Origin of the sequence: Tumebacillus lacus (genome assembly GCF_026410385.1) — a bacterium.
GTDB classification, from domain to species: domain Bacteria; phylum Bacillota; class Bacilli; order Tumebacillales; family Tumebacillaceae; genus Tumebacillus; species Tumebacillus lacus.
The window spans coordinates 95249-107856 of record NZ_JAPMLT010000008.1; the positions used below are offsets into that span (position 1 = coordinate 95249).

Annotated in this window: 10 protein-coding genes; 4 read left to right on the plus strand and 6 right to left on the minus strand. The window is 59.4% G+C overall.

The features are described from left to right. The 4 genes from OS242_RS13985 to OS242_RS14000 form a co-directional block, all read right to left on the minus strand. A complete protein-coding gene (locus OS242_RS13985; protein ID WP_267152302.1) occupies nucleotides 1–936 on the minus strand; it encodes an NAD-dependent epimerase/dehydratase family protein in 936 nt (311 codons plus the stop codon). An 86-nt stretch (nucleotides 937–1022) separates the two neighbouring features. After that, nucleotides 1023–1364: a phage holin family protein gene (locus OS242_RS13990; protein ID WP_267152303.1), complete on the minus strand. Its 342-nt coding sequence runs from the start codon at nucleotides 1362–1364 to the stop codon at nucleotides 1023–1025. A gap of 52 nt (nucleotides 1365–1416) precedes the next feature. Beyond that, nucleotides 1417–2628, minus strand: a complete 1212-nt coding sequence (locus OS242_RS13995; protein ID WP_267152304.1) for an NAD(P)/FAD-dependent oxidoreductase — start codon at nucleotides 2626–2628, stop codon at nucleotides 1417–1419. A gap of 126 nt (nucleotides 2629–2754) precedes the next feature. Beyond that, entirely contained in the window at nucleotides 2755–3402 is a 648-nt protein-coding gene (locus tag OS242_RS14000) for a hypothetical protein (RefSeq protein WP_267152305.1), read from the minus strand. A 150-nt stretch (nucleotides 3403–3552) separates the two neighbouring features. Between OS242_RS14000 and OS242_RS14005 the strand changes: the two genes are divergently transcribed. Beyond that, nucleotides 3553–4092: a hypothetical protein gene (locus OS242_RS14005; protein WP_267152306.1), complete on the plus strand. Its 540-nt coding sequence runs from the start codon at nucleotides 3553–3555 to the stop codon at nucleotides 4090–4092. Between the two features lie 25 nt (nucleotides 4093–4117). Here the strand turns inward: OS242_RS14005 and uvrA are convergent, their stop codons facing one another. Continuing rightward, a complete protein-coding gene (gene uvrA / locus OS242_RS14010; RefSeq protein WP_267152307.1) occupies nucleotides 4118–6970 on the minus strand; it encodes an excinuclease ABC subunit UvrA in 2853 nt (950 codons plus the stop codon). A 372-nt stretch (nucleotides 6971–7342) separates the two neighbouring features. On the opposite strand from uvrA, the gene OS242_RS14015 reads away from it, so the two are divergent. After that, nucleotides 7343–8152 (plus strand): C39 family peptidase, encoded by an 810-nt coding sequence (locus tag OS242_RS14015; RefSeq protein ID WP_267152308.1) that lies wholly within the window; start codon nucleotides 7343–7345, stop codon nucleotides 8150–8152. Between the two features lie 260 nt (nucleotides 8153–8412). Then, entirely contained in the window at nucleotides 8413–8598 is a 186-nt protein-coding gene (locus OS242_RS14020; RefSeq protein WP_267152309.1) for a hypothetical protein, read from the plus strand. On the opposite strand, the gene uvrB is transcribed toward OS242_RS14020, so the two are convergent. Next, the gene (uvrB, locus tag OS242_RS14025; RefSeq protein WP_323372952.1) at nucleotides 8573–10579 is read right to left on the minus strand and encodes an excinuclease ABC subunit UvrB; all 2007 of its coding nucleotides are present in this window, start codon (nucleotides 10577–10579) and stop codon (nucleotides 8573–8575) included. The genes OS242_RS14020 and uvrB overlap by 26 nt on opposite strands. Nucleotides 10580–10831: 252 nt before the next feature. On the opposite strand from uvrB, the gene OS242_RS14030 reads away from it, so the two are divergent. Next, nucleotides 10832–12607 (plus strand): fatty acyl-AMP ligase, encoded by a 1776-nt coding sequence (locus OS242_RS14030; RefSeq protein WP_267152310.1) that lies wholly within the window; start codon nucleotides 10832–10834, stop codon nucleotides 12605–12607. The last annotated feature ends 1 nt before the right edge of the window (nucleotide 12608 follow it).

The following is a 12608-nucleotide window of genomic DNA, read 5'->3' on the forward strand; positions in this document are numbered from 1 at the left end:
TCACTCCTTGTCCGGCGAGTAGACGGTGCGGCCCCAGGCCACCGTCTTTTGCAAACCGTCTTCCAGCGACGTCTGCGGGCGCCACTGCGGCAACAGTTCGCCGATGCGGCGGTTCGACAGCGAGCTCAGATAGATATCGCCGATGCGAGCCGGGCCGCGCACCGCGTCTTGCGGGTAGCCGACCGCCCGTTTCATCGTGTCAAACAGCTCGTTGACCGACACCTGCGTCTCCGTCGAGACGTTGACCGTGCCGATCACGTCCGACTCCAGCGCGATCACGACCGCCTTCGCCACATCCTCGATATAGATGTAGTCGCGGGTCGCGCCGCCGTCGCCTTCGATGGTGACCGGCAGACCTTTGATCATGTTCTCCATAAAGATCGAGACCACGCCGCCTTCGCCGGTCCGGCCTTGGCGCGGGCCGTAGATGTTGGCATAGCGCAAGATCATGTAGTTGACACCGAACAGTTCGCCGTACATGCGTATGTATTCTTCATCCACTTTTTTGCTCAACCCGTAGAAAGACATCGGGCGCTTTGGATGTTCTTCGTCGACAGGCAAGTAGTCCGGCTGCCCGTAGATCGCGGCAGAACCGGCAAACAGGAACCGCTTGATCTTCAAATGACGGGCCGCTTCCAGCAGTTTGATCGTGCCGATGATGTTCACATGAGCATCATGATCGGGATGTGTGATCGAATCGGTCACCTTGATCTGTGCCGCTTGGTGGCAGATCGCCTCGATCCCTTCCTCTTTGATCAGATCGAAGAGCTTCGGGTCATTGATGTCCATGTTGAAAAAGACGGCCGCCTGAGGGACGTTGTGCTTCGAACCGGTGGCGAGATTGTCGACGATGACGACCTCATGCCCGGCTGCGAGCAGCGCATCTGCAATGTGCGAGCCGGCAAACCCAGCCCCGCCCGTAACGAGTACTTTCATAACTGCTTCCTCCTCAAGATGCCTATAGATACCCGTATCATACCAAAAAATGCGCCGGGTAGCGACACCGGCGCATTTTCATGGCGTTACTCGTCGCCAAACAGCGCGCCCAGCACGCCGCTGACGAGCGCCAGCACAATCGCCCCCCAAAAGGCCGTCCAAAACCCTTCCACATGAAACCCGCCGACCAGCGAACTCGTCAGCATCAACAGGACCGCGTTGATCACCAGCGCAAAAAGCCCGAGCGTCAAGACGGTGACCGGCAGCGTAAACAGTTTCACCACCGGCTTGATGAACGCGTTGATCAAGCCGAGCACCAGCGCGGCCAGAAACGCCGCCCCCACCGTGTCAAACCAGATCCGGTCGAACAGCCACGCCACGATCAGCAGGGCGCCTGCTGACACCAGCCATCGCATGAGCAAACCCATGAGACATCCCTCCTCTTGAGTCAGACATACGTTTCACCTGCCGAAAAGTTTCCTACCGCATCCGCCCCACCGCAAATAAAGGCGCGTCCGGGTGCTGTCCGCAAAGGATCAGCTCTTTGATGATCTCACCGGCGATGATCGCGTAGACCGTGCCGTTGCCGCCGTAACCGAGGGCGTAGTAGCAGTTTTCGTGGAACGGATGCTCGCCGATAAACGGCAGCCCGTCCTTCGTCCCGCCAAACGCCGCCGTCCACCGATGCGAGATCTTCAGATCGGCAAACGCCGGAAACAGTGTTTTCAACTCGATCAGCAACTGCTCCGCCTTTTGCGGCAACAGGTTGTCCCGCTTGGGCCCTTCAAACGCCGACTCATCGAGCCCGCCGACCACGATCCGGTCATCGAACGTCGTCCGCATGTAGAGATACGGCCGCGCCGTCTCCCAGATCAGACACCGGGAGGCATAGGAGGAAAAATCACGGACCGGCTCTGTGGCGATCGCATAGGAGCTCTCCACCACCGCGCCCGGTGTGCGCTGATTTTCCTGCGCCTCATAGCCGGTGGCGATCACCGCTTTTTTCGCCCGCACGATCTGCCCTTCGCTCGTGCGCAGGCAGACTCGGCCGTTCTCGTGAAAAATCGAACAAACCTCCGTCTCCTCGTACACGCGCAGGTTTTTCCGCGCGGCGTGCCGCACCAGCGCATGGGCAAATCGAAACGGATTCAGTTCCGCATCGCCGGTCGCATGCAACGCCGCCGCTTTGCGAAACGGAAACTGCTCCGCCACCTGCTCCTCCGTCCAATAGGCAACGGGAAATCCATACCGGGTCTGCAGCGCATACTCGGCCTCCAGCTTTTTCACGTCTTTCTCCGACGACGCATAGTACAGACTGTCCCGCCGTTTGAATTCAATCGGGTCTGCCAGCGTGTGCGACATGTGATCGAGCACGTCCACCGCCCGCTGGCACAGCTTGTAATAGCGCACCGCCACGTCCAGCCCCAGCGAGTCGGCCAACTGGTGCATCGGCGCGTCATTCGAATATTGAATCAGCCCTGTGTTGGCACTCGTCGATCCATATCCCACGCGGCGACGCTCCAGCATCACCGTATCCACCCCGTGCTCCGAGAGCTGGTAGGCGCAGTTTGCGCCGCCTTCCCCGCCGCCGACCACCACCACGTCGCAGGTCAAGTCCTCCTGCAGACGGGGATAGGCAGGCGCATCGGGAAACGTCTCCACCCACAGCAGGCCGCCCTCTTTCAGATCCATCTCCGATCGCCTCCTCGTTCCTTGCGAGTTGGAACTAGTATGCCAAAAAAAGGGGTGAAAGATGCCGCCGATCCGTCACCGAATCTCGCATACTTTCACCCGTTGATTCATATAAAAGAGAGTAGCCTAATGTTCCGTGCGCGGCAGTCGCGTCGCTCTGCTGTCGCCCGCCTGTTCAAGAATGCGGTGATAGCGCTCGGTCAACTCCTGCACCGTCGCGGCATCATACGAGCCGTGATCGTCGGCGCTCTCAATCGACTTCAGCAAAAAATTGACCAGGCGCAGCATCGACTCGGCATCGTCTTCCAGATGGATCACCTCGTCGTCGTTGCGCACAAGTTTGACGTGGATGTGCTTGGTGCCGGTCTCCATCGTCATGATCGCATGACCGAACTTGTGCCAGCCGAGCGGATGATTGTGCCGGCGGCGGATCGCCTTGAGCACCGGACCGTAGCGGGAGACGAGATAGCGGATGAAGTTCAGCACCGCCGCATCAAAGCCGGCTTTGCGCAGGTCTTCCATCTCGTCATGCGTCTCCAGATAGCGCAGGCACCCCATCACCGCCTGCGCGATCACCGGGCCTGTCAGCACCGTCAGGCCTTGCTCGATCTCCAGCGCTTCCGTCGGCGTGCGCGAGATCTGCTCGCGTATCACGTCCTCGATCTGGCGCTGCAAATCCGGTTCCGTCGCCATGCGGCGGCCAAGGGCCACACAACCGTCATATACATAGCGGACAAAATCGTCCGGCAGGTGATCGAACGTCCAATTTTCCATACGATTCCCCTTATCCGTTCATTTCCCTGCTCACGACTTCACCGCGACAGGGAGATACGCACATCCTACTAAAGCATCTGCCGAAACGCAACCCCTTCTTACATTGTAAATGAAAATATTCCCCATATATTTGAGAAGAAGGTGTCAATTATGGACAAGCTCACCACCCTGTTCGCCCTGCTTGGCGGCTCCTTGCTCGCCGCCGCGCCGCTCTGGTGGCTGGCCCGCCGCGGGCGCAATCTGGACAAACTGCGCCAAAGGCGGGCCTTTTACGACGACCTGTACCGCTTCACCGTGACCGTCTGCGCCTCGTTTGGCCTGTACCTGCTCGCCGTGCACACGCTCCCGGCTCCCGATCTCCCGGACGGCCTGTTGCTCTTTCTGACCACCGCCCTGCCCGCCTGCCTGCTCGCCCTGCTCAGCGGCCGTTGGTACGTCGGCTATGCGGCCGTGCTGCTCGTGCAGGCATTTGCGCTGCACCGCCTCGACGGGCAGGGTCAGATCGCCTTTCACGAGCACTGGCTGCAGGCGTGGTGGCTCTGCGGCGGGCTGGATCTGGCAGGACTCCTTCTCTATGGCATGATGCGCCGCACAGCCCATTCTATGCAAAACGGCGACGTTCAGAATCCGGCCCGGTCTCTCGCCGCCCGCTCTCGACGGGACAGCGAAAAGCAGGTCACCCCCGTGTGACCTGCTTTTTTGCGTCCGGGTCTGTCTAGGCCAGCACAGCGGCGCGTTGCTTGTCCCGCTCCAGGATCGGACCGAGGAATTTGCCGGTCCAAGACTCCGGGATCGCGGCGATCTGCTCCGGCGTGCCGGTGCCGACGATGGTGCCGCCTTTGTCGCCGCCCTCGGGTCCGAGGTCGATCAGGTGGTCGGCCGTCTTGATCACGTCGAGGTTGTGCTCGATGACGACGACCGTCTCCCCGGCGTCGACGAGGCGTTGCAAGACGACGAGCAGCCGGTCGATATCGGCCGAGTGCAGGCCGGTCGTCGGCTCGTCGAGGATGTACATCGTGCGCCCGGTGCTGCGGCGGTGCAGTTCGGAGGCGAGCTTGACGCGCTGCGCTTCGCCGCCGGACAGCGTCGTCGCCGGTTGGCCGAGGCGGACGTAGCCGAGACCCACGTCATGGAGCGTCTGCATTTTGCGGGAGATGCGCGGCACATTTTTGAAAAATTCCACCGCATCCTCGACCGTCATGTCCAGCACGTCGGCGATGCTCTTGTTTTTAAATTTCACTTCCAGCGTCTCGCGGTTGTACCGCTTGCCTTTGCAGACCTCGCACGGCACATAGACGTCGGGCAGGAAGTGCATCTCGATCTTGATGATCCCGTCGCCTTTGCACGCTTCGCAACGACCGCCTTTGACGTTGAAGGAGAAGCGGCCTTTTTTATAGCCGCGCATCTTCGCTTCGTTCGTCGTGGCAAACACGTCGCGGATGTCGTCAAACACGCCGGTGTACGTCGCCGGGTTGGAGCGCGGGGTGCGGCCGATCGGCGATTGGTCGATGTCGATGATCTTGTCGAGGTGTTCGAGACCTTCGATCTTTTTGTGCTGGCCCGGCTTGGTCTTCGCCCCGTTGAGGTGGGCGGCCAACGCTTTTTTGAGGATCTCGTTGACCAGCGTCGATTTGCCGGAGCCGGACACGCCCGTGACGCAGGTAAACACGCCGAGCGGGAACTTGGCCGAGACGTTTTTCAAATTGTTTTCCTTCGCGCCGGTCACTTTGACCCATTTGTCGGACGGCTTGCGGCGTTCGGCCGGGATCGGGATGAACTTGCGTCCGGAGAGGTACGCGCCGGTCATCGAGTTCGGATCGTCCATCACCTCTTGCGGCGTGCCTTGCGACACGATGGTGCCGCCGTGGATGCCGGCACCGGGTCCGATGTCGATCAGATAGTCGGCGGCGATCATCGTGTCCTCGTCATGCTCGACGACGAGTAGCGTGTTGCCGAGGTCACGCATGTGCAGCAAGGTGTTGATCAGCCGCTCGTTGTCGCGCTGGTGCAGACCGATGGACGGCTCGTCGAGAATGTACAGGACGCCCATCAACGACGACCCGATCTGCGTCGCCAACCGGATGCGTTGCGCCTCGCCGCCGGACAGCGTGCCGGCAGAGCGGGACAGGTTCAAATAGTCGAGCCCGACGTCTGCGAGAAATCCGAGACGGGCTTTGATCTCTTTGAGAATCAGACGGGCGATGGTCAGCTCTTTTTCGCTGAGCGACAAGCCGTCAAAGTATTGGAGCGCGTCGTTTACCGACAGACCGGTGACGTGCGCGATGTTTTCGTCGCCGACGGTGACAGCCAGCGATTCCGGGCGCAGACGCTTGCCTGCGCAGGCCGGGCAAGGCTTGGCACTCATGTAGTCCTCGATGAACTCGCGGATATAGTCGGACACCGTCTCTTTGTAGCGGCGTTCGAGGTTGGTCACGACACCTTCGTAGTCGACCTCGCCCGTCTTTTTCTGGCCGAAGTCGTTTTCGTACGTAAATTTGATCTTTTCCCCTTTGGAGCCGTACAAGAGCACCTTCAGCTGCTCGGGCGGCAGGTCGCCGACCGGCACGTCCATCGGGACGTTGAAATGTTTCGCCGCCGCTTCCAGCAGTTGCGGGTAATAGTTGGACGTGCGGCCCTGCCACGGCTCAACCGCATCTTCGAGCAACGATTTGGTGCGGTCGGGGATGACGAGGTCCGGGTCGATCTCCATGTTGGTGCCAAGGCCCGCGCAGACGTCGCACGCGCCAAACGGCGAGTTGAACGAAAACATGCGCGGCGACAGTTCCTCGACGGAGAATCCGCACTCCGGGCAGGACAGATTGGACGAGAACAGCATCTCTTCGCCGTCGACGATGCCGACGATCACCGTGCCGTCCGCCAGTTTCAACGCCGTCTCCAGCGAATCGGCGAGGCGAGGGGCGACGTCTTCCTTGACGACGATGCGGTCGACGACGACCTCGATGGTGTGCTTTTTATTTTTCTCCAATTTGATCTCATCGGTGACTTCCATCATTTCCCCGTCCACGCGCACGCGGACGAAGCCCTGTTTGGCAACGTCTTCGAAGATCTTTGTATGCTCGCCTTTGCGCCCTTTGATCAGCGGGGCGAAGATCTGGATGCGCGTGCGTTCCGGCAACTCCAAGATGCGGTCGACCATCTGCTCGACCGTCTGCGACGTGATCTCGATGCTCGGGTGATTGGGGCAGTGCGGCCGCCCGATGCGGGCGAACAGCAGGCGCAGGTAGTCATAGATCTCCGTGACCGTGCCGACCGTGGAGCGCGGGTTGCGCGAGGTCGTCTTTTGGTCGATGGAGATCGCCGGGGAGAGCCCGTCGATGGAGTCGACGTCCGGCTTGTCCATCTGCCCGAGAAACTGGCGGGCATAGGCGGACAGCGACTCGACATAGCGGCGCTGACCTTCGGCGTAGATCGTATCAAACGCGAGCGACGATTTGCCCGAACCGGACAGACCGGTCAGCACGACCAGCTTGTCGCGGGGGATCGTCACATCGATATTTTTCAGGTTATGGGCGCGTGCGCCTTTGACCACGATATGTTCTTGTGCCATCTCATTCTCCTTCTTTCCAAATGCGAACAAATATTCTATAGCCTATTTTGTACCAACCGCTTCAAAAAAGCAACTTGAAGACAAGATTTGAATTTGGCTTAACAAATAGGCAAAAAAAAGGAGCAGCCTTCTACCGGGAAGGGCTGCTCAATGAGGGATATGACAAATCATTCGTGCATTGGCCGGCTTCCCGAAAGAGGCCGGAACTGATTCCGTAGGGAGCGGAATCCAGTATGTATGGCTTGCTTTTATTGTACGAGACTGAGCGGTCATTATGACAGTTACCCGCGTCATTATTTAACATGACGGCGGTCATGGAGTGGGGGCATCCTAGCGAATGTGGAGGAAGTACTAGAAAGGAGCGACGTCCCCATGCGCAAACTGTCGTCTGTCGTTCCGGCGCTCATTCTCTCCTTCTCTGTCTCCTTGTCCGCACAAACAGGTACCGCTCACGCCTCCTCTGTGGCTCCGCTGTTGCCGACCTCTTTTCTGGAGGACAAGCAGCAGTCGGCTGTCGTCGTCCCGTCCCATACGGTGCTCAAAGTCCCGCAACGCTATCTCGCCCGGCAGGTTGAAAGAAGCGACAACCGCGTCTTGATCCACACACCGGCGATCCGGCAACACCCCGAGCTGCGCGACGGCTGCGAAGTCACGTCGCTGGCGATGCTTCTGCAGGCGGTCGGGCAGCCCGGCGATAAAATGAAACTGGCCCACGAAGTCCGCAAAGACCCCACCCCCGTCCGCCGCGACGCACGCGGCCGCATCGTTTTCTGGGGCGACCCGAAGGTCGGATTTGTCGGCGCGGTGGACGGCAAGCCGATCGGATTTGGCGTGTACCATGCGCCGATTGCCGACTTGCTGAACCAATACCTGCCCGGGCAAGCGCACGACATGACCGGGCAATCGTTTCAACAAGTCCTCGCCCGCGTCGCCGAGGGAAAACCGGTCGTCGTCTGGACCACCGTCCCGCTGCGGGCACCCGATTACTGGGACACCTGGGACTCCCCCACCGGCCGAGTCCGCACCACCTGGAACGAACACGCCGTCCTCCTCGTCGGCTACGGCCCTGACTGCGTCTACATCAACGACCCCTTCGACGGCACAAAAGCAAAGCGGGTCGAACGCGCGAGGTTTGAACAGAGTTGGATCGCGATGGGGATGCAGGCGGTGACGGTGAGGTAAGGAGCAAGACCCCACGTCGTCTTGACTTCGAGGGGTCAAAATTCCAGGCCGAACTTGGACGTGTTTCGTCGAATCACGATGTGCATCTGGTGCTATCAAAAATCGAACAATTGGCAGCATCCACTTCTGACAGATTTCACCGACAAACAGGGCATCCAGCCCATTCATGTCTCCATTTTTACGTGATCGGAATCGAAGACATCATCTTCGACCGCGCCCGTGCTGCTGTCTACTGGAATTCATAGCGGGACGAAGAGTGAGTGCAATTATTGATGGGGGCTCTATTTGATAAGATCGACCTTGAATATTTGGAACAGACTGCAAAGAAGGAAGCCGAGGAAAATGTGCTTGCCCTGCTTGTACAAATGAAAATCGAAGCAAAAAATAGAGACCCTGATGGGTCTCTTTTCTTAAGATCACCTACGACGCCTTCAACTCCAAAATAATGTCCCGCAGCTCCGCCGCTCGTTCAAACTGCAGCGACTTCGCGGCGTCCTTCATCTCTTTCTCCAACTTGGCAATCAGCTCTTCGCGATCTTTCTTCGACATCTTGTCGACGCCCTTCTGGATCTTCTTCTCGGCTTTCGGGTCGGCCGCTTTGACCGCTTCGATGACGTCGCGGACTTTTTTGTTGATCGTTTGCGGGGTGATGCCGTGCTCCTCGTTGTAGGCGATCTGGATGGCGCGGCGGCGTTCCGTCTCTTTGATGGCAACGTCCATCGAGCGGGTGATCTTGTCGGCGTACATGATGACTTCGCCGCCCGCGTTCCGTGCGGCGCGTCCGATCGTCTGGATCAGCGAGCGCTCGGCACGGAGGAAGCCTTCTTTGTCCGCGTCGAGGATCGCCACCAGCGAGACTTCCGGCAGGTCGAGACCTTCGCGCAGCAGGTTGATCCCGACCAGCACGTCAAACACGCCTAGGCGCAGGTCGCGCAGGATCATCATCCGCTCAATCGTCTTGATGTCGGAGTGCAGATACCGCACTTTGATCCCGAGTTCCTTCAAATAGTCGGTGAGATCCTCCGACATTTTTTTCGTCAGCGTGGTCACCAGCACGCGCTCGTCTTTGGCGATGCGCTTGTTGATCTCGCCGACGAGGTCGTCGATCTGGCCTTTGATCGGGCGCACGTGAATCACCGGGTCGAGCAGGCCGGTCGGGCGAATGATCTGCTCAACGACCTGAGTGCTGTGCTCCATCTCGTAGTTGCCCGGCGTGGCGGAGACGTAGACGGCTTGGTTGACTTTCTGCTCGAACTCCTCAAATTTCATCGGGCGGTTGTCTTTCGCCGACGGCAGGCGGAATCCGTGGTCGACCAGCATGTTTTTGCGCGCTTGGTCGCCGTTGAACATCGCACCGATCTGCGGCACGGTGACGTGCGACTCGTCGATGATCAGCAGGAAGTCGTCCGGGAAGAAGGAGAACAGCGTGCTCGGCGCGCTCCCCGCCTCCCGCCCTTCCAGATGGCGGGAGTAGTTCTCGATGCCGGAGCAAAAGCCGATCTCCGCCATCATCTCGAGGTCATAGTTGGTCCGCTGCTCCAGCCGCTGCGCTTCCAGCAGTTTGCCTTCTTCGCGCAGTTCTGTGAGCCGCGCTTCCAACTCTTCGCGGATGCTCGCCATCGCCACCTGCAGTTTGTCGGTCGTGGTGACAAAGTGAGACGCCGGGTAGATGCCGATGTGCTGACGTGTGCCGAGGATCTCGCCGGTCAGCGTGTCGACCTCGGTGATCCGGTCGATCTCATCGCCAAAGAACTCCACCCGCACGGCCGACTCCGACCGCTGTACCGGGAAGATCTCGACGACGTCGCCGCGCACGCGGAACGTGCCGCGGGTGAAGTTGATGTCGTTGCGCTCGTACTGCATGTCGATCAGGCGGCGCAGCACTTCATCGCGCCCCTTTTCCATGCCCACGCGCAGAGACAGGACAAATTTGTAATACTCAATCGGCGAGCCGAGGCCGTAGATCGAGGAGACGGACGCGACGACGATCACGTCTTTGCGCTCAACCAGCGCCGACGTGGCGGAGTGGCGCAGTTTGTCGATCTCGTCGTTGATCTTCGCGTCTTTTTCAATAAAGGTATCGGAAGCCGGGATGTACGCTTCCGGCTGGTAGTAGTCGTAGTAGGAGACGAAATACTCGACGGCGTTCTCCGGGAAAAATTCTTTGAATTCCGCGGTCAACTGTGCCGCCAACGTTTTGTTGTGGGCGATGATCAGGGTCGGTTTGTTGACCTGTTGGATCAGGTTGGCCATCGTAAACGTCTTGCCGGTGCCGGTCGCGCCGAGCAAAGTCTGGTGCTTGTCGCCGCGCAGGATGCCCTCCGCGAGCTTTTCAATCGCTTTCGGTTGGTCGCCCTGCGGCGTATATTCAGAAACCAATTTGAACGGTTTGTCGATCAGTTGCAGATCCAATTCCATACGATCCATTCAGAATCCACCTCCACCCTTCATTATACACCACAGCCCGCCTTTCCACCTAAAAAGTGAAACTTTTTTCCAGTTATTCGCATCTCACAAAGAATAATGCCATTTATCATGTAAGAATAATACCTGCCCTATTCGAACACAACCTTATCATCTGCCAAACAAGCTTTATGAAGCATCCCCGATTTCAATTGAAAAACCCTTACAAATCGCGGATAATTGGTTACATCAACTGGGAGCTTGAGGAGGAAAATCATGTCCCCGCAAACGATCACCACTTTGGAACTGCATGCCACAGGCTTCGACACGCTGGTCGACCTGTTACAAACGCGCGCCCTCCGGCATCCGGAGCGGATCGCCTATACATTTTTGCAAGACGGTGAAGGACGGGAGGTCCCGCTCACCTACGCGACGCTCGACCGCCAAGCCCGCGCCATCGCCGCGCATCTGCAAACGCGGGCCCGGCACGGCGACCGCATTCTGCTCGTCTATCCGCAGGGGCTGGAGTATATCGCCGCCTTCTTTGGCTGCCTCTACGCCGGCATGATCGCCGTGCCGGTCTTTCCGCCGACGATGAGCCGCAACGTCCAGCGGCTGGAAGCGGTGATGGCCGACTCCGAAGCGGCGGTCGCTTTGACCACGTCCCAACTGTTGCTGAAGATGGAAGCCCAATTTGCCGAGCAGGAGGAATTTGCCCGGTTTGACTGGCTGCCGAGCGACCTGATCTGCGAGACGGAAGCGGACGGATGGGTGGAGCCGGTGTTGACGGGCGATCACCCCGCCTTTTTCCAATACACGTCCGGCTCGACCGGCAGACCCAAGGGCGTGATCGTCACGCACGCCAACCTGCTTCACAACGAAAAGGTGATCGCACAGGCGCTCGGCAACACGGAGGCGTCTGTCAACGTGAGCTGGCTGCCCCTGTACCACGACCTCGGCTTGATCGGCTGCGTGTTGCAGACGGTGTATGTCGGCGGGACGTGCGTTTTGCTGTCGCCTGTCGATTTTCTCCAGCGGCCGTTCCGCTGGTTGCAAGCGGTGTCGAAATACAAAGCGACGTTCAGCGGCGGGCCGAATTTTGCCTATGATCTCTGCGTGAAAAAGATCACGGCACAGCAAAAAGCCACGCTCGATCTCAGCCACTGGGCGCATGCGTTCTCCGGCGCGGAACCGGTGCGCAGCGGGACGTTGCAGCGGTTTGCGGAATCGTTTGCTTCGTGCGGATTTGCAAAGGAAGCGTTTTACCCCTGCTACGGCCTCGCCGAAGCGACGCTGATGGTGACGGGCAACGACGCGGCGGACGGGCCGGTCGTGCTGGCGGTGGACGGAGCCGCGCTGGAAGAAGGCCGCGTCGAGCCGGTGCAGACAGACACGCCGAACTCGCGGGAATTGGTCGGCTGCGGGCGCGTGAGAGACGAGTTGACGGTCCGCATCGTCGACCCGGCGTCGCACGCGATCTGCACGGACGGGCAGGTCGGCGAGATCTGGGTGGCCGGTCCGAGCGTGGCAAAAGGATATTGGAACCAACCGGAGCTGACGGAGGAGATGTTTGCTGCGCAGGTCTCTCTGGCGGACAGGCAGGAGAACGGAGCGTTTTTGCGCACCGGCGATCTCGGATTTGTACACGGGGGGCAGTTGTTTATCACCGGTCGCCTGAAAGATTTGATCTTGATTCGCGGGCGCAATTATTATCCGCAAGATCTGGAACTGACGACCGAGCAATGCCACGAAGCGGTCACCGTGGCCGCCGCGTTTTCGACGGAGACGGGCGGCGAGGAACGGGTGGTGATCCTCGCCGAGTTGGACCGCCGCTTCCGGCCGCGTCCAGGACTTGAGGAGCGGCAAGCCCCTCTTTATAAGGAAGTGATCGGTGCGATACGCCGCTCTGTCGCCGAGGAGCACCAACTGCAAGCATCGGCGATCCTGCTGGTCAAAGCGAACAGCCTGCCAAAGACGACGAGCGGCAAGATTCAGCGACACGCCTGCCGTCACGACTACCTGCACAACACGTTGGAAATCTGGGGAGAGTGAC